Source organism: Sphingomonas sp. jy18 (genome assembly GCF_056931895.1).
Genome location: NZ_JBXPBT010000002.1, coordinates 483,687 through 507,210 on the forward strand (window position 1 = coordinate 483,687; position 23,524 = coordinate 507,210).

General features: G+C 65.2%; 23 protein-coding genes. 14 read left to right on the forward strand and 9 right to left on the reverse strand.

Translation table 11 applies throughout. From position 1 onward, the window contains the following. Nucleotides 1–3 precede the first annotated feature (3 nt). Nucleotides 4–1,386 carry a sensor histidine kinase gene (locus AC0QC4_RS07415; RefSeq protein WP_483659095.1) on the forward strand — a complete coding sequence of 461 codons (1,383 nt, stop codon included), beginning with the start codon at nucleotides 4–6 and terminating at the stop codon, nucleotides 1,384–1,386. Between the two features lie 60 nt (nucleotides 1,387–1,446). After that, nucleotides 1,447–1,899: a DUF3429 domain-containing protein gene (locus tag AC0QC4_RS07420; RefSeq protein ID WP_483659097.1), complete on the forward strand. Its 453-nt coding sequence runs from the start codon at nucleotides 1,447–1,449 to the stop codon at nucleotides 1,897–1,899. Here the strand turns inward: AC0QC4_RS07420 and AC0QC4_RS07425 are convergent. From AC0QC4_RS07425 to murI, 3 genes are all read right to left on the reverse strand, one after another. After that, complete coding sequence (locus tag AC0QC4_RS07425; RefSeq protein WP_483659098.1) at nucleotides 1,871–2,572, reverse strand: alpha/beta hydrolase family protein; 702 nt, start codon at nucleotides 2,570–2,572, stop codon at nucleotides 1,871–1,873. The genes AC0QC4_RS07420 and AC0QC4_RS07425 overlap by 29 nt on opposite strands. Further along, nucleotides 2,572–3,792, reverse strand: coding sequence for a 5-aminolevulinate synthase (hemA, locus tag AC0QC4_RS07430; protein ID WP_483659099.1), 1,221 nt, complete (start codon nucleotides 3,790–3,792; stop codon nucleotides 2,572–2,574). The genes AC0QC4_RS07425 and hemA overlap by 1 nt, the downstream gene beginning before the upstream one ends. Before the next feature lie 318 nt (nucleotides 3,793–4,110). Then, complete coding sequence (murI, locus tag AC0QC4_RS07435) at nucleotides 4,111–4,920, reverse strand: glutamate racemase (RefSeq protein ID WP_483659100.1); 810 nt, start codon at nucleotides 4,918–4,920, stop codon at nucleotides 4,111–4,113. 207 nt (nucleotides 4,921–5,127) lie between these two features. Between murI and plsY the strand changes: the two genes are divergently transcribed. The 4 genes from plsY to topA all read left to right on the forward strand — a co-directional run bounded on the left by plsY (nucleotide 5,128) and on the right by topA (nucleotide 10,220). Continuing rightward, nucleotides 5,128–5,760 carry a glycerol-3-phosphate 1-O-acyltransferase PlsY gene (plsY, locus tag AC0QC4_RS07440; RefSeq protein ID WP_483659101.1) on the forward strand — a complete coding sequence of 211 codons (633 nt, stop codon included), beginning with the start codon at nucleotides 5,128–5,130 and terminating at the stop codon, nucleotides 5,758–5,760. Further along, nucleotides 5,753–6,859, forward strand: coding sequence for a DNA-processing protein DprA (dprA, locus tag AC0QC4_RS07445; protein WP_483659102.1), 1,107 nt, complete (start codon nucleotides 5,753–5,755; stop codon nucleotides 6,857–6,859). Before plsY ends, dprA begins: the two co-directional genes overlap by 8 nt. 11 nt (nucleotides 6,860–6,870) lie before the next feature. Then, the gene (locus AC0QC4_RS07450) at nucleotides 6,871–7,542 is read left to right on the forward strand and encodes a hypothetical protein (RefSeq protein WP_483659103.1); all 672 of its coding nucleotides are present in this window, start codon (nucleotides 6,871–6,873) and stop codon (nucleotides 7,540–7,542) included. Nucleotides 7,543–7,607: 65 nt separating this feature from the next. Next, on the forward strand, nucleotides 7,608–10,220 hold the full coding sequence (gene topA / locus AC0QC4_RS07455; protein ID WP_483659104.1) for a type I DNA topoisomerase: 2,613 nt from the start codon (nucleotides 7,608–7,610) through the stop codon (nucleotides 10,218–10,220). 89 nt (nucleotides 10,221–10,309) lie between these two features. Here topA and AC0QC4_RS07460 read toward each other — a convergent pair whose 3' ends face one another. The 4 genes from AC0QC4_RS07460 to AC0QC4_RS07475 are packed head-to-tail and all read right to left on the reverse strand — an operon-like array spanning nucleotide 10,310 to nucleotide 15,022. After that, nucleotides 10,310–10,912 (reverse strand): anthranilate synthase component II, encoded by a 603-nt coding sequence (locus AC0QC4_RS07460; protein ID WP_483659106.1) that lies wholly within the window; start codon nucleotides 10,910–10,912, stop codon nucleotides 10,310–10,312. A gap of 3 nt (nucleotides 10,913–10,915) precedes the next feature. Beyond that, on the reverse strand, nucleotides 10,916–11,464 hold the full coding sequence (locus tag AC0QC4_RS07465) for a YcxB family protein (protein ID WP_483659108.1): 549 nt from the start codon (nucleotides 11,462–11,464) through the stop codon (nucleotides 10,916–10,918). Beyond that, the gene (locus tag AC0QC4_RS07470; protein WP_483659109.1) at nucleotides 11,461–13,059 is read right to left on the reverse strand and encodes an anthranilate synthase component I family protein; all 1,599 of its coding nucleotides are present in this window, start codon (nucleotides 13,057–13,059) and stop codon (nucleotides 11,461–11,463) included. Before AC0QC4_RS07470 ends, AC0QC4_RS07465 begins: the two co-directional genes overlap by 4 nt. 16 nt (nucleotides 13,060–13,075) lie before the next feature. Further along, a complete protein-coding gene (locus AC0QC4_RS07475) occupies nucleotides 13,076–15,022 on the reverse strand; it encodes a peptidylprolyl isomerase (protein ID WP_483659111.1) in 1,947 nt (648 codons plus the stop codon). 152 nt (nucleotides 15,023–15,174) lie between these two features. Between AC0QC4_RS07475 and tpiA the strand changes: the two genes are divergently transcribed. The 5 genes from tpiA (at nucleotide 15,175) to AC0QC4_RS07500 (ending at nucleotide 19,700) form a co-directional block, all read left to right on the forward strand. Beyond that, a complete protein-coding gene (tpiA, locus tag AC0QC4_RS07480) occupies nucleotides 15,175–15,933 on the forward strand; it encodes a triose-phosphate isomerase (RefSeq protein ID WP_483659113.1) in 759 nt (252 codons plus the stop codon). A gap of 82 nt (nucleotides 15,934–16,015) precedes the next feature. Beyond that, nucleotides 16,016–16,453, forward strand: coding sequence for a preprotein translocase subunit SecG (gene secG, locus AC0QC4_RS07485; protein WP_483659114.1), 438 nt, complete (start codon nucleotides 16,016–16,018; stop codon nucleotides 16,451–16,453). Nucleotides 16,454–16,558: 105 nt separating this feature from the next. Then, nucleotides 16,559–18,193, forward strand: coding sequence for a CTP synthase (locus AC0QC4_RS07490; protein WP_483659115.1), 1,635 nt, complete (start codon nucleotides 16,559–16,561; stop codon nucleotides 18,191–18,193). 106 nt (nucleotides 18,194–18,299) lie between these two features. Beyond that, on the forward strand, nucleotides 18,300–18,986 hold the full coding sequence (locus tag AC0QC4_RS07495) for a Crp/Fnr family transcriptional regulator (protein ID WP_483659116.1): 687 nt from the start codon (nucleotides 18,300–18,302) through the stop codon (nucleotides 18,984–18,986). Between the two features lie 3 nt (nucleotides 18,987–18,989). Next, nucleotides 18,990–19,700, forward strand: a complete 711-nt coding sequence (locus AC0QC4_RS07500; RefSeq protein WP_483659117.1) for a hypothetical protein — start codon at nucleotides 18,990–18,992, stop codon at nucleotides 19,698–19,700. A 36-nt stretch (nucleotides 19,701–19,736) separates the two neighbouring features. On the opposite strand, the gene AC0QC4_RS07505 is transcribed toward AC0QC4_RS07500, so the two are convergent. Continuing rightward, on the reverse strand, nucleotides 19,737–20,258 hold the full coding sequence (locus tag AC0QC4_RS07505; protein WP_483659119.1) for a retropepsin-like aspartic protease: 522 nt from the start codon (nucleotides 20,256–20,258) through the stop codon (nucleotides 19,737–19,739). Between the two features lie 165 nt (nucleotides 20,259–20,423). After that, a complete protein-coding gene (locus AC0QC4_RS07510) occupies nucleotides 20,424–20,894 on the reverse strand; it encodes an Hsp20 family protein (protein ID WP_483659120.1) in 471 nt (156 codons plus the stop codon). A 473-nt stretch (nucleotides 20,895–21,367) separates the two neighbouring features. On the opposite strand from AC0QC4_RS07510, the gene AC0QC4_RS07515 reads away from it, so the two are divergent. Genes AC0QC4_RS07515 through AC0QC4_RS07525 form a run of 3 tightly spaced genes read left to right on the forward strand, consistent with a single transcriptional unit; the run spans nucleotide 21,368 to nucleotide 23,524 of the window. After that, a complete protein-coding gene (locus tag AC0QC4_RS07515) occupies nucleotides 21,368–22,618 on the forward strand; it encodes a lipoprotein-releasing ABC transporter permease subunit (RefSeq protein WP_483659121.1) in 1,251 nt (416 codons plus the stop codon). Further along, the gene (locus tag AC0QC4_RS07520; RefSeq protein ID WP_483659122.1) at nucleotides 22,611–23,285 is read left to right on the forward strand and encodes an ABC transporter ATP-binding protein; all 675 of its coding nucleotides are present in this window, start codon (nucleotides 22,611–22,613) and stop codon (nucleotides 23,283–23,285) included. The genes AC0QC4_RS07515 and AC0QC4_RS07520 overlap by 8 nt, the downstream gene beginning before the upstream one ends. Next, nucleotides 23,282–23,524 carry a hypothetical protein gene (locus tag AC0QC4_RS07525; protein WP_483659123.1) on the forward strand — a complete coding sequence of 81 codons (243 nt, stop codon included), beginning with the start codon at nucleotides 23,282–23,284 and terminating at the stop codon, nucleotides 23,522–23,524. Before AC0QC4_RS07520 ends, AC0QC4_RS07525 begins: the two co-directional genes overlap by 4 nt.

Genomic DNA, 23,524 nt, shown 5'->3' on the forward strand with positions numbered 1-23,524 from the left:
GGCATGAACGCGCCGGAGACGGCCCCTGCCGAGGCTGTGAAACGGCCGCGCTCGCGGGTTACCGGGTCGCTCGGTCGCCGCATGATCGGCATTGCGGCGGCGTGGATTCTGCTGCTGCTGGTCGGTGGCGGCGTCGCGCTGGATCGCGTGCTGTCGCAGGCCATCACCCAGAGCTTCGACGACAGTCTGGAATATCAGCTGGTGGCGCTGATCCGCTCGGCACAGATCGACCCGCAAGGCACGGTCGAGCTGGTCGAGGAGCTGAGCGAGCAACGGTTTCTGGAGCCGTACAGCGGGCTATACTGGCAGATATCCGGGACCGGGGCCGAACCCTCCGCCTCGCGCTCACTGTGGGATCGCACGCTCGATACCGGGCCGCCGCACAGCGACGAGGATGTCGATTTTCGCGACAGCATGCAGTTCGAGAATGAGCCGCTGCGCATCGTCGAGCGCGATGTGCTGCTGCCTGGCTCTCCCGTCATCTGGCGGTTCCAGGTGGCGCAGGCGCGTGGCCCGCTGGATCAGCAGCTGGACGTCGTGCGGCGGACGCTGGTACGCAGCTTTGCCCTGCTGGCCCTGGGATTGATCGTGCTCGCCGCCTTGCAGACCATCTACGGCTTGTGGCCGCTGCGCCGCATTCGCAGCGGCATCGCCGCGCTGCGCGAGGGGGACCGGACCCTGCTCGACACGCCGATGCCGCTCGAAGTGCGGCCGATGGTCGACGAGCTGCGCGAGCTGATCGACCATAATGAGAGGCAGGCCGAAGAAGCACGGCGGCACGCCGGCAACCTCGCCCACGCGCTCAAGACCCCGTTGACCGTCATCACCAACGCCGCCGGTGAGTCTGCCGACGACCTCCCAGAACTGGTCCGGCGCGAGGCCGCGACCATGCGGCGGCAGGTCGATCACCATCTCGCCCGCGCCCGCGCGGTAGGGCGGCGCGGGCAGACGCAGTTGCGCGCCGACGGCTGGCAGAGCATCGAGGCGGTGCAGCGTGCGGTCGAGCGGCTCTACCCGTCGGTGCGGTTCGATGCCGATGGCCCGCGCCCGGCGATGGTTCGCATCGAACGGCAGGATCTTGATGAAATCCTCGGTAATCTCATGGAAAATGCCGCCAAATATGGTGGCGGCAGCGTCTTTGTGACCGTCGAAACCGGGGCGGACACCGTCGTCTTCCTCGTCGAGGACGATGGCACCGGCATCGCCGAGGCCGACCGGCAGCGCCTGTTCGATCGCGGCGCGCGGCTCGACACCGGCAAGCCCGGCACCGGGCTGGGCCTCGCCATCGTGCGCGATGTCGTGGAGATTTACGGCGGATCGGTGAGCCTGGACGAGAGCGAGGATCTGGGGGGCTTGCTGGTCAGGCTGACCCTGCCGCGCGCCTGAGGCACGCTACCGCCTCTCGACGGGGTTGAAGATCGGCGCCGGCTGGGACATCGGGGCGGCATGCCTGACAAAATGCCTCCTTTCGCGCGCTGGCTCGGATTTGCCGGCCTGTTCCCCCAAGCCGCGGCCCTGCTGGTCGCGCTGATGGATGAACCGCGCACGCTGTTCAGTGCGCTGGCGCTGGCCTTTGCCTATGCCGCGCTGATCCTCAGCTTTCTGGGCGGGCTGTGGTGGGGGCTTGCCGCCGCGGCCAAGGATGCGCCACGCTGGCTGTGGGTGGCTGCGGTGTCGCCAAGCCTGCTGGCACTGGCGAGCTGCATTCCCTGGGCGACGGCAGGGGCATGGCCCGGCCCCTCGCTGCTGCTGCTGGGGCTGGCGCTGATCGGTTCGCTGGGTGTCGACCGCAAGCTGATTGCGCTCGGCCTCGCTCCACGCTGGTGGATGCGTCTGCGCGGGCCGCTGTCTTTCGGGCTGGGCGGGCTGACTATCGCGCTGGGGGCGCTGGCATTCTGAGCGCCTGAAGCACGGCCTGGAGCGCATCCGGAGCGCACGACATCGCGAAATGTCCGCAGCGTATCGCCATCGCTGCATCGCGCTCGTCCGGCTGCCCTTCGGCAGCGGCGCGAGGGACGATCCCGTCATGCGGTGACCAGATGGCGGTTGTGTGTGCAGGCGGCTTCGCGGCATAGTTTGCGCCAATCGGTGGCCGGTCGACGGGGTGGTCGGCCAGAGCCTCGTACAGCCGCCACGCCCGGTTGCTGCGGGGATCGCCCGAGAAAGGGCTGCCAAGCGTGATGACGGCGGCAACCTTGTCGGGCGCATGGTGCGCATAGCCGCGGGCAATGACCCCGCCGAGGCTCCACCCGAGCAGGGTCACCGGGCCTTGTGTCTGGTCCAGAATTGCCGCGAGGCGCCGGTCCAGGCGATCGAACAGATCGGGCTTGACCGGACCGCCCGCCCCCAGGCCCCAGGGAAAGGAACGATAACCGGCCTTGTCCAGCGTTTCGCGCAGCAGGGCCGTGTGACTGTCGAGATTGCCGAAGCCGGGGATGACCAGCACGGCGCGTCCATCGCCCGGCCATTGCGCGGCAAGCTGCGGGGCTGCGGACCGTCCGCGCAGCCACTGGAAAGGAAGGGCAGCTTCCCTGAGCAGGAAGCGGAGCGGCGGCGGGGCCGTTTGCGCCATCAGGCGGCGATGGACTGCCGCATTTCCAATCGGCCCCAGATTTCGACCAGCGCGTCGGTCAGCTCACGCATCATCGTCTCGTCATGGCTCGGGCCGGGCGTGAAGCGCAGCCGCTCGGTACCGCGCGGCACGGTCGGAAAGTTGATCGGCTGCACATAGACGCCATATTCGGCGAGCAATATGTCGCTGATCTTCTTGGCTTTCACCGGATCGCCGACCATCAGCGGGACGATGTGGGTGGTCGACTCCATCACCGGCAGCCCGGCATCGCGGAACAGGCTCTTGAGCATCGCTGCCGCCGCCTGCTGGCCCTCGCGCTCGACGCTCGACGCCTTGAGGTGGCGGACGCTGGCGAGCGCGCCGGCGACCAGCACCGGCGACAGGCTGGTGGTGAAGATGAAGCCGGGGGCATAGCTGCGGATGACATCGACGATCACCTGGTCGGCAGCGATATAGCCGCCCATCACGCCGATCGCCTTAGCCAGCGTGCCTTCGATGATAGTGACGCGATTCGCGACCGCGTCGCGATCGGTGATGCCGCCACCGCGCGGGCCGTACATGCCGACGGCATGGACTTCGTCGCAATAGGTGAGCGCGCTGTATTTGTCGGCCAGATCGCAGATGGCGGCGATATCGGCGACATCGCCGTCCATCGAATAGACGCTTTCGAAAGCGATCAGCTTGGGCACGTCGGGGTCGGCGGCTGCGAGCAACTCCTCGAGATGCGCGAGATCATTGTGCCGCCACACCTGCTTCTCGCAACCCGAATTGCGGATGCCCGCGATCATCGATGCGTGGTTGAGCTCGTCCGAAAAGATGATGCAGCCCGGCAGGATCTTGCCGAGCGTCGCCAGCGTTGCCTCGTTGGAAATATAGCCGGAGGTGAACAGCAGCGCCGATTCCTTGCCGTGCAGGTCGGCAAGCTCGTGCTCGAGCTGGATATGATAATGGGTGTTGCCGCCGATATTGCGGGTGCCGCCAGAGCCGGCGCCGACGTCGTGCAGCGCCTCTTCCATGGCGGCGATGACATCGGGGTGCTGGCCCATCGCCAGATAATCGTTGGAGCACCACACGGTGATCGGCTTGGGGCCATTATGCCCGGCAAAGCAGCGCGCGTTGGGGAAGGCGCCCTTGTTGCGCAATATGTCGATGAACACGCGGTAGCGGCCTTCGGCGTGCAGCCGCTCGATCGCCTTTTCGAACACCTGATTGTAATTCATGCCCATTCCCGCACGGCTCTCGCCCTTTTCGGCGCAGGACGCCGCAATAACGGCCAGCGACCCGCTTTGCCAGCGCGAACGGCTCGCAAGAAGGTGGGGCGACTAATCGTCGCTTTGGCAGGACGCGTTTCTCGCAGAGGCGCAGAGGAAAGCATTGACGCAGAGTTGGTGCACAATGCCGCGAAGCGTCCCTCAATCAGCCAAAGCATTTTCGGCAGCCGTGCGATCGTAAAGCGGCCTTGCCGCAGCGATACTTCTCCGCGGGCTCCGCTTTCCTCTGCGTCTCTGCGCGAAACGCGGCTCAAACGACGTGCGCGTTCAGAGCTCTGCAACCCCAGCAAAGCCCAAGGTTGCAAAAGCAGCCCACGCCGCTTTGGCCTTGTCGATGCCGCCGTTGACGATGACGGTACGGCGAGGCGAACCCTCCGGCCATGCCTGTCCTGCAGTCAGATGCGCCACGCGCCGGGCGATTCCCTCACCGCCATCGAGCAGCGTCACGTGCGGCCCTGCTGCCGCCTGCAGTTCATCGGCCAGCAGAGGAAAATGGGTGCAGGCCAGCACTATGGTGTCGATCCGCTCGCCGCTCGGCTGGTCGGTCAGCCCGGCAATAGCGCGGGCATAGACCGCGGAGTCGACTGCTTCGCCGCGCAGCTTGGCTTCGGCCGCGTGCACCAGATCGGGTGCGCCATGGCGCAGGATGGTGCAGTCCGCGCCATGCTCGGCCGCCAGCCGGTCGACATAGGGCTGGCGCACGGTCGCGGCGGTGCCGAGCACGCCGATGACGCGCGTCTTGCTGGCCAGCGCCGCCGGCTTGATTGCCGGTACGGTGCCGACGAATGGCGTGTCGAGCGCGGCACGGACATGGGCGAGCGCGATAGTCGATGCGGTGTTGCAGGCGATGACCGCCAGCCGCGGCCGCACCCGCTCGACCAGCCGGCCGAGCAGGGCGGAAACCCGGGTCGCAACCTCGGCCTCGCTCTTTTCGCCATAGGGCAGACCCTTGTGGTCGGTGGCATAGACGATCGGCGCCTGCGGCAGCAGCGCCAGCGTGGGCCGCAGCACGGACAGTCCGCCGAGGCCGCTGTCGAAGAACAGGATCGGGGCGTCGGGGGCAGGGTGGTCGCTCACACCCGCCGCCCTATCGGAGGGCGCGTGGCGCTGCAATGCGGCTTGCGGATGGAGCGCGTGCGCGGCTAGACACGCTCAACCGAGATTAGACACTCCGTAGCCCTGAGCTTGTCGAAGGGCGTTTCGCTTTCTTGAGAGGCGCCCTTCGACAGGCTCAGGGCTACGGGTTTGGTTGGTCTTGGACCGGGATGCGGGGCAGAGAAGCCAATGGAACATTTTACCGGCACCACAGGCCTCGTCCTGCTGCTCGGCTATTTGCTAGGGTCAATCCCGTTCGGCCTGATCCTCGCGCGCTTCGGCGGGGCGGGGGACATCCGCAATATCGGATCGGGCAATATCGGCGCGACCAACGTGCTGCGCACCGGGCGCAAGGGCCTGGCGGCGGCGACGCTGCTGCTCGATTTGCTCAAGGGCCTGCTGGCGGTGTGGATAGCCGACTCCATCTCGCAGAGTGACGCCATACTGGCGGGAGCGGGCGCGATCCTCGGCCATCTCTATCCGGTCTGGCTGAAGTTCAAAGGTGGCAAAGGTGTCGCGACCTTCATGGGCGTGGCGTTGGGACTGGACATCACCACCGGCTTTGCCACCTGGATGGGCCCGATTTACGCCGGGCTGTGGATCGGCACGATCCTCGTCACGCGCATCAGTTCGCTCGGCGGGCTGGTCGCGGCGGTGAGCGTACCGGTTTCTGCCTGGGCGTTCGGGCGGCCGGAATGGGTGCCGTTGCTCGCGGCGCTGGCGCTGATCATCGTCTGGAAGCACAAGGACAATATCGGCCGATTGCTGCGCGGCGAGGAGCCGCGCGTCGGCCAGAGCAAGGCGGCCGCACCGGATGGCTGACCCGAGCATCGTCTCGGGCCCCACAGACATCGCCGATCGCCTCCAGCTCGCCCGCAGCCACCGGGTGGGGCCGGTCACTTACGCGCAGCTCATCGCGCGCTTCGGCACCGCGGCCCGCGCGCTCGAGGCGCTGCCCGATCTGGTGCGCAAGGTCGGCGGCCAGCCGTTCCGCCCGGCGCCGCTCGACAGCATAGCGCGGGAAATCGATACCGTGGCCACGCTGGGCGCGCGCCACATGTTCGTCGACAGCGCCGATTATCCGACGCTGCTCGCTGCGCTCGGCAACGCGCCGGTGGTGCTGATCGCGCGCGGGCAGGGGGCGATCTGGCAGCGCCCCGCCATCGCCATGGTCGGCGCACGCAACGCTTCCGCCGCCGCCTGCCGCTTCGCCAGGCAACTGGCCGGGGAGCTCGGCGAGCGCGGCTTTGTCGTGGTCAGCGGGCTGGCGCGCGGCATCGACACGGCGGCGCACGCAGGCGGGATGACGCATGGCACCGTCGGGGTCATCGCCAGCGGCATCGACCGCAATTTTCCGCCGGAGAACCGGGATCTGCAGGAAGCGATTGCGACGCAGCATCTGCTCGTCACCGAATATCCGCCCGGCACCGAGCCGCTGGCGCGGCATTTCCCGCACCGCAACCGCATCATCGCCGGGTCGACGCTGGGGACGGTGGTGGTGGAGGCCGCACCGCGCTCGGGCTCCCTCCTCACCGCCAGGATGGCGACGGATGCCGGGCGGGAAGTGATGGCCGTCCCCGGCTCTCCTCTAGATCCGCGCGCGCAGGGCTGCAACGGCCTGATCCGCGAAGGAGCGACGCTGGTGCAATCAGCGGCGGATATCGCCGAGGCGGTGGCCAGCATCGATACCCGAATGGTGCGGCAGGACCGTCGCGCCTTCAGCAGCGAGCCGATGCGCGAGCCAGAGGATGCCGAACGCGATGCACTCGTATCGCTGCTCGGTCCGGTCGCGGTGCCGGTCGATGAACTGATCCGGCAATCGGGCCTGTCATCGCAGGCAGTGCAGCTGATCCTGCTGGATTTGGAGCTCGCCGGGCGGCTGGAGCGGCATGCAGCGGGGCGGGTCAGTTTGATGTTCTGAGAGGTTGGACAGTGATTTTCAACGCATCGTTGGTGGCTTCCACAGTTCGGGCCGCGCAATTGGCGCTGCAAGCAAGCGGTTTCAGATTCGTTCCGGCACTGGCATTGGCTGTGGGCGCAGGCGTCATGACGGACGTCACCGCCAACGGAACGCCGAGCTATTTTCCGTTGGCGAGCCTTGCCTACGCCGTCGTCCAGCTCATTGTTCAAGCATGGGTCATCGCGATTTCGTTCGATCTGGCCGGCGTTCGGCTGACAGGCCGCAGCACTTGGCGGTTAGGTAGTCTATTCGTGCTAAGTTTGCTTGCTTCTCTGGGCATCGTTCTTGGTTTGGTGTTGCTCGTATTGCCCGGTCTATATCTTGCCGGACGCTGGTTCGTGGCGGCCCCCGCAATGCTGGCAGAAGGGCAATCCGCCAGTCAGGGTCTCAGCCGCAGCGGAGAGTTAATGCGCCAAGACTGGCTTGCAGGGTCGATTTTGGCCGTAACCTTCGCGATCCTGCGGTCCGCGCCGCTCCTGGCGCAGAGCCTGTCTCCTGATTTGTCGGACGCTGCGGGCTGGGCGCTCCTCCTTGTTAGCAACATGGTGTCCGAGGGTTTCGGGATCGCATCGTTCATTGCGTCGGTGTCGATGTACCTCGCGCTGCACAACCCCGTTGAAAAAATGGTCGAAATTTTCGATTGACGGTTGCTCCAGACCATCCCCACCCTCGCGCGTACGTGTAAGCACCATCGGGGCACCCCATTTTCATGCAACTTGTCATCGTAGAATCGCCTGCCAAAGCCAAAACGATCGAGGGGTATCTGGGCAGGGACTTCAAGGTCCTGGCCTCCTATGGCCATATTCGCGACCTGCCGCCCAAGGATGGATCGGTGAACCCCGACGCCGGCTTTGCCATGTCGTGGGAGAATTACCCGGACAAGGCCAAGCGGCTGAAGGAGATATCGGACGCGGCCAAGGGTGCCGACCGCCTGATCCTGGCCACCGACCCCGATCGCGAAGGCGAGGCGATCAGCTGGCATGTGCAGGAGGTGTTGCGCCAGAAAAAGGCGCTACCTGCCAAGGTCGACCGTGTCACCTTCAACGCCATCACCAAGGCTGCGGTAACCGAGGCGATGGCCGCGCCGCGTTCGCTCGACGAGGATCTGATCGATGCCTATCGTGCCCGCCGCGCGCTAGATTATCTGGTCGGCTTCACCCTTTCGCCGGTGCTGTGGCGCAAGCTGCCCGGAGCGAAGTCCGCCGGGCGCGTGCAGTCGGTGGCGCTGCGCATCATCGTCGACCGCGAGCGCGAAATCGAGGCCTTCCGCCCGCAGGAATATTGGTCGGTCATCGCCCGGTTGGAACATGCCGGGACACCCTTTGCAGCCCGGCTGACTCGGTTCGATGGCGAGAAGATCGACCGGCTGACCATCGGCGATGCCGGCACCGCCGATCGTGCCAAGGCGGCGGTTGAGGCGGGGCGCTTCACCGTCTCCTCGGTCGAGGTCAAGCCCGCCACGCGCAATCCGCCGCCGCCCTTCACCACCAGCTCGCTGCAGCAGGAGGCGGCACGCAAGCTGGGCTTTTCCGCCAGCCACACCATGCGCGTGGCCCAGGGGCTCTATGAAGACGGGCTGATCACCTACATGCGGACCGATGGCGTGCAGATGGACGGCGCCGCGATCGCCGCCGCGCGCGCCGCCATCGCCAAGCGGTTCGACGGCAGCTATCTGCCTGACAAGCCGCGCCACTATCAGTCGAAGGCGAAGAATGCGCAGGAAGCGCATGAAGCCATTCGCCCCACCGATTTTGCGCGCGACCGCGCCGGATCGGGCGATCATGCGCGCCTTTACGAGCTGATCTTCAAGCGAGCGACCGCCAGCCAGATGGCCTCCGCCCAGCTCGAGCGCACCGCCGTCGAGCTCAGCGATGCCACCGGACGTCACGGCCTGCGCGCCACTGGTCAGGTGGTGCGCTTTCCGGGCTTCCTTGCGCTCTACGAGGAAAGCCGCGACGAAAGCAGCGCCCCGGCCCGGTCGAGCGGCGAGGGCGGCGAAGAGGATGACAGCCGCCTGCTGCCCGTGATGCGCGAAGGCGATGTTCCGGCCAAACATGGTGTCGATGCCGAACAGCATTTCACCCAAGCCCCACCGCGCTTTTCCGAAGCCAGCCTGGTCAAGCGGCTGGAGGAACTGGGAATCGGCCGTCCGTCGACCTACGCCTCGACGCTGCAGCTACTCAAGGATCGCAGTTACGTCCGCCTGGAGAAGAACCGTTTCTACCCCGAGGAAAGCGGACGGCTGCTGACGGCGTTTCTGGAGCGCTATTTCGAACGCTATGTCAGCTATGATTTCACCGCGGGTATGGAAGAAGAGCTCGACGACGTGTCGGGCGGGCGGGCGCAGTGGCAGGCGGTGCTCGAAGCCTTCTGGCGCGATTTCAAACCGCGCACGGCAGAGGTGATGGAGCGCAAGCCCTCCGAGGTCACCGCCGCCCTCGACGAGTTCCTCGGGCCCTGGCTGTTCCCGGACAAGGGCGACGGATCCGACCCGCGGTTGTGCCCGAAGTGTGGCGAGGGGCGCCTGTCGCTGCGCGGCGGCAAGTTCGGCAGCTTTGTCGCCTGCTCCAACTACCCCGATTGCAGATTCACTCGCCAATTCGGGCAGGGTGGCGACGCGGCGGCAGGCGGAGAGGATGAGAGCCTGGGGGTCGACCCCGAAACCGGGCTTGAGGTGATGCGCAGGAATGGCCGGTACGGCCCCTATGTCCAGCTCGGCGCTGGCAAGGAGGCCAAGCGCAGCTCGATCCCCGCGGATGTCGCCGGGGAGCTCGATCTGGAGCTGGCGCTGCGTCTTCTGTCACTGCCACGCGACGTCGGCATGCACCCCGAAAGCGGCGAGCCTATCGTTGCCGGTCTGGGGAAGTGGGGTCCGTATCTGCTTCATGACAAGAAATATACCAAGCTGGCCACCACTCGTGATGCGCTCGACATCGGCATGAACGCGGCCGTGACAGCCATAGCCGAGGGCGGCGCGCGTGGCGGTCGCCCCGCCAAGGCCAGCGGCAAGGAGCTCGGGATTCACCCCGAAACCGAAAAGGCGATCAAGCTGCTCGATGGGCGCTTCGGCCCCTATGTCAGCGACGGCACCACCCACGCCACGCTGCCCAAGAGCGCCGACAAGGATGCGGTGACGCTGGAAGAAGCAATTGCGCTGATCGACGCGAAGATCGCCAAGGGCGGCGGGCTCAAGCCGAAGAAAAAGGCTACGGCCAAGAAGGCGACGGCGAAGGCTGCAGCGGTGAAAAAGCCGGCTACGAAGAAACCGGCAGCAAAGAAAGCGACGGCGAAGAAACCAGCGGCGAAGACGGCCACTGCCTGATTTTTACTCGTCATTGCGAGCGTAGCGAAGCAATCCAGTGCGGCTCTGCACATCACTGGATTGCTTCGCTACGCTCGCAATGACGGATGTTATGACAGCCCAGCCGCCACCGGCAATACGCCGGGCTCGATGCCTGCGATTCTCAGGAAATTGGCCAGCATCGCGTGCCCGTGCTCGGTGGCGATGCTTTCGGGGTGGAACTGCACGCCGTGGATCGGCAGCGTCGCATGCCGCACGCCCATCACCGCACCATCTTCGGACGTTGCGTTGACGATCAACCCTGCGGGCACATCCTCGACCACCAGACTGTGATAGCGTGTCGCGGTGAAAGGCGAGGGGATGCCGGCGAACAAGCCGCTGCCATCGTGGCGCACCGCCGCGGTCTTGCCATGCATCAGATGGCCGCGCACCACCTGCCCGCCGAAATGCTGGCCGATCGCCTGATGGCCCAAGCACACGCCGAGCAGCGGACGTTGGTGCTCGGCACAGGCCGCGATCAGATCGAGGCTGATTCCCGCATCGTCCGGCGTCCCCGGCCCGGGCGAGATCAGGAAGCCGGCGGCACCCGACGACATCGCCTGCCCGACGCTCATCGCGTCATTGCGCACCACCTCGACCTCGACGCCCAGCTCCAGCAGGTAATGGACGAGGTTGAAGGTGAAGCTGTCGTAATTGTCGATGACGAGAATCATGGTTCAGCGCTTCATGAAAGTCGATGTTGGGCATTGGGCTGCTTGAAGTTCGGCACGCAAACTGTCCTGTTGGTCATTCGACATCGACCGCTTGGGCAGTATCCGAAACTGAACATCATTCACATACAAAATGAAAAGCTCTTTATTTTCTAGCCATTTGTACACTTCATCAAGTCTTATGCGGTATACCCCATCAACTGTCGAAGCGTGCAACGCCAACGGCTCGATCGTCCAGGTCACCGCTTTCCTCAACTCGGGACTCTGATCCCAAATTTTTCTGCAACGGGATCGCAAGGTTATTAATCCCAAGATCAGACATAATAACAGGACAGCAAACGCAATTAAAAGTCCGGTCCCAATTACAGCAGATGCTGTGGTCCAAGGTTGCCCAGAAAATCGCTCCCAGCTGGCGGCGCCAGCTATCAGCGCGTAGACAACAGTCAACGCGCCAAGCATTTTGAACCTCTTGATGCCTGTCCAATAATCCCAAACATAGGCACGGTTCGCAGCGATGAAGTCTGCGAGCTGAAGTTGCACTACGAATGTAGTCACTGCCCATACCCCACATCGCCCGCAACCCGCACCGCCTCGCGGGCCGCCGCCAGCAGAGCGCCGGCCTTGGCCTCGCACTCCGCCTGCTCGTACGCCGGATTGCTGTCTGCGACGATCCCCGCGCCCGCCGTTACATGCAGCACCCCGTCCTTGACGATGCCGGTGCGCAGCACGATGCAGCTGTCCATGCTGCCGTCGGGCGCGAAATAGCCGATGCCGCCGGCATAGGCCCCGCGCGTTTCGGGCTCGAGCGCGGCGATGATCTCCGCCGCCCGCACCTTGGGCGCGCCCGATACCGTCCCTGCCGGAAAGCCCGCGAACAGCGCGTCGAGTGCGTCCTTGCCCTCCGCCAGCCGCCCGGTGACGTTGGAGACGATGTGCATGACGTGGCTGTAATATTCGACCGTGTAGCTGTCGGTCACGCGCACCGTGCCGGGGGCCGCAGCGCGACCGGTGTCGTTGCGGCCCAGATCGAGCAGCATCAGATGCTCGGCCCGCTCCTTGGGGTCGGCGAGCAAGGAATCGCGGTTGGCGATATCCTCTGCCGCATTGCTCCCCCGCGGGCGCGTCCCCGCAATCGGGCGGATGGTGATGTCTCCATCGCGCACGCGCACCAATATCTCAGGGCTCGACCCGACGATGGCAAAGCCGGGGAGGTCGAGGAAATAGAGAAAGGGCGACGGGTTGATCCGCCGAAGCGCCCGGTAAAGCTGGAACGGAGGCAACGCAAAGGGCGCGGTGAAGCGCTGCGCCAGCACCACCTGGAAGATATCGCCGGCGACGATATGCTCCTTGGCGGTCAGCACCATCTCGGCGTAGCGGCCGGGGGGCAGGGTTGGGGTGAGTTTTACCAGCTCGTCATCCCCGCGAAGGCAGGGATCCAGCAGATGATTTGCCGAAGCCGCACCGTCGCCATTTGTATTCCCGCCTTCGCGGAATTGACGAGAATTGGCAAAGGGACCCTCCAGCCGCGCTATCGCCGCCTCGATCCGGTCCGCCGCCGCCTCGACGGCGTGCCCTGGCGAGGCGGTGCCCGGCCAGACTGGCGCGACGAACCACAGTTCGTCCTTCAGCCGGTCGAACACGAGCACAAGCGTCGGCCGCACGAAGATCATGTCCGGCACGTCGATCGGATTGGCGGTGTGGCGCGGCAGCAGCTCGACCAGCCCGTAGCTCTCATAAGCGAAATAGCCGACGAGGCAGGCGAGCGCAGGCGGCAGGCCAGGGGGCAGGGGATCGATGCGGCATTCGCCCGCCAGTCGGCGCAGCGCGTCGAGCGGATTGCCCTCGGCCGGTTGGAATGCTGTGCGGTCGCTCGCCCAGTGGCGGTTGATTTCGGCCTCTGTGCCGTTGCCACGAATGACCAGATCCGGCGCGAGGCCGATCAGGCTGTAACGGCCGCGCGTCTGCCCGCCCTCGACCGATTCAAGCAGCCAGTCGCCGCGACCAGGCTCTATCAGCTTGAGCGCGGCAGAAACCGGTGTCTCGGTATCGGCAATGCGTTTCGACCACAGCAGCGCTGGCCGCCCCGCGCCGAGCGCGGCGACAGCGTCCTGTTGGCCAGAAACGGCGCCTGATGGCGACCCTAGGGTCATTGCCGGGCGCCGATGGTCAATTGGTGGCCGGGGTGGCCGCCCCGGTCAGTTCGGCGCGCAACCGGTCGATCACCGCCTGATTGCGCTCGACCGGGAATTCCCGACGTGCCGCTCGGGCCAGTATCTCGATATATTCGCCGGCCAGCGCCTGGCCGAACTGCTGTTCGACCGCAGCCAGCAACTGCTGGTTGCCGGTGGCATCGCCGCGCTGGGTGCTGGTGAGGCGGATGACCATCCAGCCGCTCCCGCCCGGCAATTCCAGCGTCTTGACCGACCCGCGGGCCATCGAGAACATTAGGGCGACTTCGGGCGGCAGGCGGCCCTGACCGTTGACCATGCCGATGCGGCGACCGGAGATGGTCTGGACCGATCCGGGGACGCCCTGAGCCGCTGTTGCCTCGGCGAGGCTGCTGCCTCGTTCGACGGCCTCCAGGATGCGGCGTGCACGATCCCTTGCCGCGCGCGCGCCCTCGGCCTGTCGCCAGTCGGCGATTACCCGTTCGCGGATTTCCGCGAGCGGCGGCGGTGCGACGGGGAGATATTCGGCGACATCGATCAGCGCGAACTGTTCGTCGCCCATCACGCGCGCCATCTGGCCCGGCTGGCCTTCGTCGATCTGGAAGGCGGTGCGGACGATGGGTTCGATGATCGGCGACGGCCGCCAGCTGGCGTTGCCCGGCGCAGTACCGTTTTCGAGCAAGGCCGGCGTGGTGACCACGGTCAGACCCATGTCGTTGGCCACTTCGGTAACACTGGCGCCGTTGGTCAGCGCATCCTGAGCGCGGTTGAAGGCGTTATCCAGCGCTTCGCGGCGCTTGCGCGTGATGAGGCTGGCGGTGATCTCCGGCGTCGCCTGAGCGAGCGAGCGGGCCGGGCGCCGGTTGACCTCGAGCACCTCGACAACCATGAAGCCCAGCGGCACCTGCATCGGACCGACAACCGCGCCCTGATTGGCAGCGAACACATCGCGGGCGATGGCCGCGCTCGATGCCGAAGCAAAGGCGGCCTGGTTGGCCGGTGTGACGACCGATGCCTGCAGCCCGGCGGCGCGGGCGGCATCAGCGAGCGAGCCCGACCGCGCAGCGGCTGCGACGCGATCGGCCGTCGCGCGATTGCCGATGATCACCTGCGACAGGCGGCGCGTCTCCTGCGCGGCGTAAGATGCCGCGTTCGCCCGATATTCCGCCTGAATCTCGGCCGGGGTGATCGCGGCCGGCGCCGGCAGCGACGACTGGTCGATCAGCGCATAACGGATCACCCGTCGCTCGGCGATCGCATAGCGTGCACGCTGACGGTTGAAGTACGTCTGCAACTCGGGCTCGGTCGGCGCGCGGGCTGGCGCAAAGCGCGATGCGGGTATGAAGCTCGCCTGGCCGGTGCGTTCTTCGAGGAGCAGCGACGCATAGGGCAGGGTCACACCCTGCGGGATGGCGCCGATCTGGCCCGACGGGGCCAGCAGTTGCCGCACGATCCCGCTGGCGGCGACCTGTTCGCGCACGTCCTGCGCGGTCATCCCCTGCGCGGCAATCACCTGATCGAAGGTGCGCTGGTCGAACGAGCCGGTCAGGCCGGCGAAGCTGGGATCGCGGGTAATTGCCAGCTCGACCGCTTCAGGGGACATGCCAATGCCGAGCTTGCGTCCATATTGTTCGAGCGCGGCGAGATCGGTCACCTGCTCGAGCGTGCGGTCAAGACCGCCGGCAGTGATATACTGCTGCATGGTCAGCCCCGGTTGCTGCTGGCGGGCCTGCGCCAGGCCGTTGTCGAGCCGCCGCCGCAGCTCGACAAGGGTAATCGTGCGATCACCCACTTTGGCGACATTGCCATTGCCCACCGACGGGCCGCCCAGGCCCAGATTGCTGACGTCGCTCACCGCGAACAGCAGCCCGATGAGGATCAGGAACAGCAGCGCGACGATCGCACCGACCCGGGAAGTTATCATTTTGCGAATGGCGGTAATCATCGGGAGGGGCTTTTCCTCTTGTAGCCGGGCAGGCCGGGTCCGCGCCGCTTTAGGCAAGCGTGTCCGCCGCTTCAAGTCCGCTGCCCCGGTTGAGCATGCCGAGGTTCGGCGCTACGGCGACCGCCTGTTCGGGTTCGGGAAGGGTATGAGGCATGCGCCGCAGCTATGTGGTCGGCAACTGGAAGATGAACGGCGGCAAGGCCGCCCTGGCGGAGATCGGGGCGATCGCGACCGTCGCGGCCGAGCATGCGCAGGTCGATGTCGCCATCTGCCCGCCCTTCACGCTGCTCGCCGCCGCCGCCACCGCCGCGCCGCAACTGGCGATCGGCGGGCAGGACTGCCACCAAGCGCAGAATGGCGCGTACACCGGCAGCATATCGCCAGCGATGCTGGTCGACGCCGGTGCCAAGCTCGTCATTCTGGGCCACAGCGAGCGGCGTGAAGGGCTGGGCGAAACGAGCGCGCTGATCAAGTCCAAGGTCGAGGCGGCGCTGGCCGTCGGCCTCGGGGTCATTCTGTGCGTCGGCGAATCGCTCGATGTGCGCGAGCAAGGCGCTGCCGAAACCTATGTGCTCGACCAGCTTGGTGCCTCGCTGCCTTATGCGATGCTCGCCGAACCCTCCCGTGTCGCCATTGCCTATGAGCCCATCTGGGCCATCGGTACCGGGCGCACGGCAAGCGTCGACGATATTGCGGCCATGCATGGCGCCATTCGCAATGCGCTGGGCGATGCCGGAGAGGACATGGCCTTGCTCTACGGCGGATCTGTCACCGCCGATAATGCCGGCGTGATTCTGGCACTGGAGGATGTCGATGGGGCGCTGGTCGGCGGCGCCAGCCTGACGGCGGCGAAATTTGCACCGATCATCGAAGCCGCGAGCCGGCTGGCACCGCCGACGCGCCCAGCTTGATTGATCGTCGGCCAGCGCCTATGTGCCCCGCCAGTCGCGGCTCCGCCGTCCTTGTCCCTTTGTTGCTAGGTTTCACCGTCGCATGAGCGCCCTCTATACCTTCATTCTCGTCCTCCAGGCATTGGTTGCCGCCGCGATGATCGGCGTCATCCTGATGCAGAAGTCGGAGGGCGGCGGGCTGGGTGTCGGCGGCAGCCCGGCAGGTTTCCTGTCGGCGCGCGGCGCGGCGGACTTCCTCAGCCGGGCGACAGCGATCCTCGCGACCATCTTCGTGGCGCTGAGCATCGCGCTGGCGGTGCTGGCAACCGTTGGCCACCGCGCCAGCCAGATCGACGTCGAAGCTGCCAACAAGGCGGCCGCGCCGAGCCCCACTGTGCCTGCCGGGCCGCCCTTGCAGACCGGTCCGATCCTGCCGGGGGCCCCCGCTCCGGGCACGCCACCATCGGGCGGCATTCTGCCCGCTGCGCCGGCCGCGCCGGCCGGTCAGGCACCGCAGGGCGGTGTTCCGATCCAGCAGTAAACCGGTCCGTATTGGGCCGCTTCCCACCGAAGCTGCAAAACCGGCATGCAGACTGTGCATAGCCGCTTGCACCGACTCGAACATTCCAGCTAGGCGCATCCTCCCATGGCGCGGTATATCTTCATCACCGGCGGCGTGGTCTCCTCGCTCGGCAAAGGTCTTATGGCAGCGAGCCTCGCGGCTCTGTTGCAGGCGCGCGGCTATCGCGTGCGCATTCGCAAGTTCGATCCCTATCTGAACGTCGATCCGGGGACGATGTCCCCCTATCAACATGGCGAAGTCTATGTGACCGATGATGGCGCCGAGACAGACCTCGATCTCGGCCATTATGAGCGGTTCACCGGCGTATCGGCCCGCCAGTCGGACAATGTGACCTCAGGCCGCATCTACAAGACGATCATCGAGCGGGAGCGCCGCGGCGATTATCTGGGCGCAACCGTGCAGGTCATTCCGCACGTCACCGATGCGATCAAGGCCTTCGCCCTGGCGGAGAGCGACGATCTCGACTTCGTGCTGTGCGAGATCGGCGGAACGGTCGGCGACATCGAATCGCTGCCGTTCATCGAGGCGATCCGCCAGCTTCGCAACGATCTGGGCCGCGAGAATACCGTGTCGGTGCATGTCACGCTGGTGCCCTATATCGCCGCGGCCGGCGAGCTGAAGACCAAGCCGACCCAGCACAGCGTGCGAGAGCTGGCGGCGCTGGGCGTACAGCCGGATATCCTACTGTGCCGTTGCGAAAAGCCGTTGCCTGAAGGTGAGCGCGCGAAAATCGCGCAATTCTGCAACGTCCGCAAGGAAGCCGTGATTCCCGCGCTCGACGCAAAGAGCATCTATGCGGTGCCGCTGCAATATCATGGCGAGGGCCTCGACGCCGAAGTGCTGCGCGCCTTCGGCATCCATGATGCCAGGGAGCCCGATCTGTCGCGCTGGCACGACATCATGGACCGGCACCTCAATCCGGAAGGCGAGGTGACTGTCGGCGTCGTCGGCAAATATGTGGCGTTGCCCGACGCCTATAAATCGCTGTCCGAAGCGCTGACCCACGGCGGCATGGCCAACCGGGTCAAGGTCAACGTCCGCTGGATCGACGCCGAGCTGTTCGAAAGCGGCGAAGACGATCTGGTCGCGCGGCTGGAGCCGTTGCACGCCATTCTGGTGCCCGGCGGCTTCGGCGAGCGCGGTAGCGAAGGGAAGATCGCCGCAGTGCGCTTTGCCCGTGAACGCAACGTGCCGTTTTTCGGCATCTGCTTGGGCATGCAGATGGCCTGCATCGAGGGCGCGCGCAACACGGCGGGCATCGCCGATGCGTCGAGCACCGAATTCGGCCCTACCGATGAGCCGATCGTCGGGATCATCGAGGAATGGATGAGCGCCGAAGGCCTGCAAAAGCGGGTTGAGGGCGGCGATTTGGGTGGCACCATGCGGCTGGGGGCTTATCCTGCCAGCCTGTCTCCCAACAGCCATGTCGCCAGCCTTTACGGCAGCGACAGCATCAGCGAGCGGCATCGGCACCGCTACGAGGTCAATGGCAAGTATAAGGACGTGCTCGAGAAGGGTGGTCTTGTCTTCTCCGGCATGTCGCCCGACGGGCTGCTGCCCGAAATCGTCGAGCGTCCGGACCATAGCTGGTTCATAGGTGTGCAGTTCCACCCCGAGCTCAAGTCGAAGCCGTTCGATCCGCACCCGCTGTTCGCAGGATTCATCGAAGCAGCGGTCAAGCAGAGCCGACTGGTCTGAGGTTCGCCGCAGCCGATGCGGCAGCGCAACGGTGCTGCTGAATTGAACAATTGAAACGCTCGCCCTTTTCCCACACTATGATGCGATTGGCATCACAGGGGGTGTGATGAAGGGTTCCGAACTCGTCGACCTGATAGCCGCAGGCAGCCTGTTTGCCGGTGCCAGCGCCGAGCAACTCGATGCAATCGCCGCCAGAGCCACGGCACGCACGTTCGCGCGCGGCGATGTATTGATGCATCAGGGCGATCCGGGCGATGCCTGCTATATTCTGACGGCAGGGGTGGCGCGTGTCTCTGTCATCGCCGCCAACGGACGGGAGATCACGCTCGATTTTCTCGAAAAAGGCGCCGTGGCGGGTGAAATTGCCCTGCTCGACGGGGCCGAGCGCACAGCATCGGTGACTGCGATCGAGCCTGTTTCGGCGCTGCGGCTGGATCGCAACGCCTTGCGTGACATCATTGCCAGCCGTCCGGACTTTGCCTGGCAATTGCTCGGCCAGATGGCGCGGCGATTGCGCACGGCAAATGCCACCATCGAAAGCGACCGCGCCTTTGCATCCGGGCCGCGGCTTGCCCGCAGCCTGATCCGGCTGATGGCAACCGGTCCGGATGGTGCGCGGTTACGTCACCAGCTCAACCAGACCGATCTTGCGCATTTCGCCGGCATGAGCCGTGAGCAGATCAATCGCCAACTCTCCATCTGGGCGGACAATGGCATCATCGAGCGGGTGCAGGGCCAGGTGCGCATTCTCGACCCTGAGACGCTGATGGATATTGCGGAGTCGGGCGAATAGGCCATGCGCCGAACGGACAGCCATCGTCAGCGCTGGCTTATCGGTGCCGGGCTCTCGCTGCCGTTGACGATGCTGTTGGCGGCTTGCGGCAGCAACATGGTGGTCGCCGACACGCAGCGTTTCGCAGCCGAAAGACACAGCGCGCAATTTCGACTGAAGGACGGCGTGTGGTTGGAGGAGGACCGCAATTGTGCGGTCGACACAGCCCAGGCGGTTCGACTTTGGCCGGAGTGTGCGTCTGGATTCTATACACGGGCGGGGGCGATCAGTCGGCTGACGCTGCTCCCCGGCGAAGGCGAGGCAGCGCCTTCGCCTGACCGGGGTGGCCTTTTCATCGTCGTAGATGGCGACCGGTTGCTCATGGAGCTCTCCGATTGCCCACAACCGGGAAATGTTCCAGCCGAAGGCAAGCATGACGTCGAACCTTCGACACCACGCAAAGTGGCTTTCTGTTATCAGGCACTCGCGGTTGCACAGACCGATGAGGATGGGGCGGTGACAGCCTATCAATCCTGGCCGGTTTTCTGCGGGCCCATCACCCGCAAAAATCAGGAAGTTACTGACCAGCCGTTTCCGGGGCTGAAAGTGCGGGACGTGAATTGCCTCGCGGAGAGCGAGCGCGCTTTGTTCAATGCAGCGCGCGCCAGTCGGTCAATGGCTCGGCATAGTGAATTTTCATCGGAGTGGCGCTGGGTGCGAGCGACCCGCAACTAGGTTTTGCTGACGCCGGTCGGGTCGCGCGGCACGCCTTTACCGCGGATCGGGGCCGATCTGCAGATAGAGCCGCTGCGCCCGCACGTCGATGATACCGCCGTCGCGCGTCAATATGTCCTGACCGATGACACCGTCGATGGTTACGCCTGTCGCGGCCTGGAGGGCGTTGACCACCGAGGACAGGTCGGTGACGGCAATTCTGGTCTGCGGCACTGCGACGTCGCCGAGCAGCAGTGTCTGGATCGGAACGTCGACCAGCGTGATCCGCCCGCCCGCGCCGGTTCCGCCAACGCTGTTTCCTTGCTCCGGCAGGCCGAACTTGTCGCGGCTAGCGAGATGCACAACCGATCCGCCTGCCCCGGAATCGAGGACGAACGTGCCAGTGACGCCGTTCAGCGTGACTTGCACGGTCTCGTGGCCGGTACGCAGTTTGGTCAGCACGATCGGGCGGTACCCGTTGGCCAGGAGATGCTGTTCAACCGATGGGGAGGGGTTGGGTGACTGTGCCGGCTGGGCAACGGCCGACCAGGCCGACGCGACCAGAGTTGTGACAGCCACCGCAATGGAAAGGTACCGCATGTCCGAACCTCAATGACTACAGATGTAGTCATTGATTATCGCCCAGATATATTCATTGCAAGACCGAATTGACCGTTGAGGCCGGCCACACCCGCCGATACAAGATGCCCCGGCGCGGTGGCCGGGGCATCCGATGCGCAACCTTTATGCCGCCTTCTTGTCGTCGTCGACGGCGACGTCGATCACCGTCGGCGCACCGCCAATGGCGATCTTCTGCGGCTTGAGCGCCTCGGGAATTTCCCGGACGAGATCGATGGTGAGCAAGCCGTCGGACAGATCGGCACCGGTGACGCGGACGAAATCGGCAAGGTCGAAGCGGCGCTCGAAGTTGCGCGTGGCAATGCCGAGGTGGACGAAGCGGCTGCGATCGCCGCTGTCGGCATCGGCTTTCTTGCCCTTGACCGTCAGCGCATTCTGCTGCGCGGTGATGTCGATCTCATCGGCCTTGAAACCGGCGACGGCGATGGTGATTCGATAGCTGTTGGTATCCAGCCGTTCGATGTTGAACGGGGGATAATTGTCGCTCTGTGCTTGCGTGGCATTTTCCAGCGCGTCGAACACGCGGTCGAACCCGACGAAGCTGCGGCGATAGGGCGAAAAGTCGAAACGGGTCATGTCATATCCTCCATTGAGCAATGCGACGATTGGGACCCCGACAGGGCATCCCGATACGATCCGGTCCCGAAGCAACCGGATGGGCAAGATTTAGGAAGGCAGAAGGCGGCTTCAAGAGGATGGTGGCGCGTTGCCGACAGGCCGAATTGCGAAGCCCCCGGACCAGTTGCCTGATCCGGGGGCTCGCGTGACGGAGCGCTCGTCCCCCGATGAGCGCATTGGAACGGTGTCGGCCGGGCCCGTCTGACGCGGGCGGCGCACCGTGGACTCCCTGAACCTGGCCGCTGGTTTGTGGCCGGAACAGGGCATTGCTTAGCGGCGGATTTGCGCGAGTCATCTATTCATCGCTCGCTGTTGCACGAATTGGCAGTGGCTGTGCCAATCTTGCAACATCGATGCGGCGCGGCGAACCCCCAAATCCGTGCCCGCTTGCGCCATTGCACTAAGGCAGCGCAGCGCCTAAGCCGCGCGCCATGATCCTCTCCGCCTACGAGCGTCTCGTCATCAAACGCTATCTGTTGCCGGTGAAGGGCGAGGGCTTCATCTTCATCGCAGCGATATTCAGCTTCGTCGCCGTGCTGCTCGGAGTCGCCGCGCTGGTGATCGTCATGAGCGTCATGAACGGCTTCCGGGCCGAGCTGTTCGACAAGATTGTCGGCCTGAATGGCCACGCGGTGGTGCAAGGCTATGGTGGCCGGCTCAACAACTGGCGGGCGGTGCTCGAGGCGGCGCAGCAAACCCCCGGAATTGTCAGCGCGCGGCCGTTGATCGAGCAGCCGCTGCTCGCCAATGCGGATGGGCGGGTCGAGGCGGTGCTGGTGCGCGGCATGGACGTTGCCGACATCCGCTCCAACGAGACACTGGGTGGCAAGGTGCTGGCAGGCGATCTCGACATGCTGTCGCCGGGCAACGGTCAGGTAGCGCTCGGCTCTCAGCTTGCCCAGAATCTGGGTGTGCAGATCGGCTCGCCGATCACCATCATCAATCCGGCAGGCCGCTCGACACCGTTCGGCACGGTCCCGCGCGAGATCGGCTATACCGTAGGTGCGATTTTCGAGATCGGCGTCTTCGAATTCGACAAATCCTATATCGTCATGCCAATGCAGGATGCGCAGATGCTGCTGCTTTCGGGCGACGCGGTGGGCCTTATAGAGGTCAAGACCACCGACCCCGACCGTGTCGCGCAGATCGTGCAGCCGCTGGCGCAGCAAGTCGCCGGCCGCGCTGTCGTGACCACCTGGCAGCAGATGAATGCAAGCCTGTTCGAAGCGCTGGCTGTCGAGCGGGTCGCGATGTTCGTCATCCTCTCGATCATCATTCTCGTCGCCGCCTTCAATATCGTCTCTTCCCTGATCATGCTGGTGCGCACCCGCACGCGCGACATTGCCATCCTGCGAACGATTGGGGCCGAACGATCGTCCATCCTGCGCATCTTCCTGACCATCGGCACGACCATCGGCGTGCTCGGGACGGCGGCCGGGCTGGCGGTCGGTTTCGTATTCCTGTTCTTCCGGCAGCAGCTGGTGGTCGGCATCCAGTGGCTGACCGGACAGAATCTGTGGGACCCGTCGATCCGTTTCCTTACCGAGCTGCCATCGAAGCCCGACCCGGTGGAGATTATCGTCATCTGTTTGATGGCCGTCTTGTTCAGCTTTCTCGCTGCGCTCTACCCGGCGCTCAAGGCGGCAAACACCGATCCGGTACAGGTGCTGCGCTATGAGTGAGCCGATCCTCGATGTCCGCGATCTGCGCCGCAGCTTCCGCCAGGGGGAGACGGTGATCGAGGTGCTGCGCGGTGTGTCGCTGGCGCTCGCGCCCGGCGAGATTGTTGCGCTGCTGGGGCCGTCAGGCTCGGGTAAATCGACGCTGTTGCAAGCCGTGGGGCTGCTCGAAGGCGGGTTCGAGGGGCATATCGCCATCGACGGGGTGGCTGCAGAGGCCCTCTCCAACGAGGGGCGTACGCAGATGCGGCGCGAGAAGCTTGGCTTCATTTACCAGTTCCACCATCTTTTGCCCGACTTCACCGCCCTTGAAAATGTCGTGTTGCCGCAGCTCGTGCACGGGAGTGACGGGGATGCGGCGCGGGCGCGCGCCGCCGCAATTCTGGGCGAACTCGGGCTTGCCGAGCGACTCGACCACAAGCCTGCCAAATTGTCCGGCGGGGAACAGCAGCGCGTCGCGGTAGCGCGCGCCATGGCCAACCAGCCGCGTCTGATCCTGGCCGACGAGCCGACCGGCAATCTCGATGAAAAGACCGCGGACATCGTGTTCGACCAGTTCGTGGCGCTTGTCAGGGCGCATGGCTCTGCGGCATTGGTCGCAACGCATAATGAACGGCTTGCCGAGCGGATGGACAAAACATTGAGACTGCATGACGGATGCTTCGCATGACTGAAACGATCGACTGGCAGGCACCGGCGACGATGCTCGAACGCGATGACAGCGGCTCGGACCGCGACATCGATTTTCGTACGATCGCGTCTGGCCCGCTCGCCACGCTGGTGGCGCATGTGCTGGCCATGCAGCCCGCCGAGCGGGCGCGGATCGTGATCGACCGGGGTATTGCCGGCACCATCGCCTTCAACGACATCATGGCGCTGGCGGCGCGCAACGATTTTCCGGGAGCCTGA

Coding starts and splice junctions, on each gene's coding strand:
- AC0QC4_RS07415 (WP_483659095.1), top strand. CDS start 4: ATGAACGCGCCGGAGACGGCCCCTGCCGAGGCTGTGAAACGGCCGCGC.
- AC0QC4_RS07420 (WP_483659097.1), top strand. CDS start 1,447: ATGCCTGACAAAATGCCTCCTTTCGCGCGCTGGCTCGGATTTGCCGGC.
- AC0QC4_RS07425 (WP_483659098.1), bottom strand. CDS start 2,572: ATGGCGCAAACGGCCCCGCCGCCGCTCCGCTTCCTGCTCAGGGAAGCT.
- hemA (WP_483659099.1), bottom strand. CDS start 3,792: ATGAATTACAATCAGGTGTTCGAAAAGGCGATCGAGCGGCTGCACGCC.
- plsY (WP_483659101.1), top strand. CDS start 5,128: ATGGAACATTTTACCGGCACCACAGGCCTCGTCCTGCTGCTCGGCTAT.
- dprA (WP_483659102.1), top strand. CDS start 5,753: ATGGCTGACCCGAGCATCGTCTCGGGCCCCACAGACATCGCCGATCGC.
- topA (WP_483659104.1), top strand. CDS start 7,608: ATGCAACTTGTCATCGTAGAATCGCCTGCCAAAGCCAAAACGATCGAG.
- AC0QC4_RS07460 (WP_483659106.1), bottom strand. CDS start 10,912: ATGATTCTCGTCATCGACAATTACGACAGCTTCACCTTCAACCTCGTC.
- AC0QC4_RS07470 (WP_483659109.1), bottom strand. CDS start 13,059: ATGACCCTAGGGTCGCCATCAGGCGCCGTTTCTGGCCAACAGGACGCT.
- AC0QC4_RS07475 (WP_483659111.1), bottom strand. CDS start 15,022: ATGATTACCGCCATTCGCAAAATGATAACTTCCCGGGTCGGTGCGATC.
- tpiA (WP_483659113.1), top strand. CDS start 15,175: ATGCGCCGCAGCTATGTGGTCGGCAACTGGAAGATGAACGGCGGCAAG.
- secG (WP_483659114.1), top strand. CDS start 16,016: ATGAGCGCCCTCTATACCTTCATTCTCGTCCTCCAGGCATTGGTTGCC.
- AC0QC4_RS07490 (WP_483659115.1), top strand. CDS start 16,559: ATGGCGCGGTATATCTTCATCACCGGCGGCGTGGTCTCCTCGCTCGGC.
- AC0QC4_RS07495 (WP_483659116.1), top strand. CDS start 18,300: ATGAAGGGTTCCGAACTCGTCGACCTGATAGCCGCAGGCAGCCTGTTT.
- AC0QC4_RS07500 (WP_483659117.1), top strand. CDS start 18,990: ATGCGCCGAACGGACAGCCATCGTCAGCGCTGGCTTATCGGTGCCGGG.
- AC0QC4_RS07510 (WP_483659120.1), bottom strand. CDS start 20,894: ATGACCCGTTTCGACTTTTCGCCCTATCGCCGCAGCTTCGTCGGGTTC.
- AC0QC4_RS07515 (WP_483659121.1), top strand. CDS start 21,368: ATGATCCTCTCCGCCTACGAGCGTCTCGTCATCAAACGCTATCTGTTG.
- AC0QC4_RS07520 (WP_483659122.1), top strand. CDS start 22,611: ATGAGTGAGCCGATCCTCGATGTCCGCGATCTGCGCCGCAGCTTCCGC.
- AC0QC4_RS07525 (WP_483659123.1), top strand. CDS start 23,282: ATGACTGAAACGATCGACTGGCAGGCACCGGCGACGATGCTCGAACGC.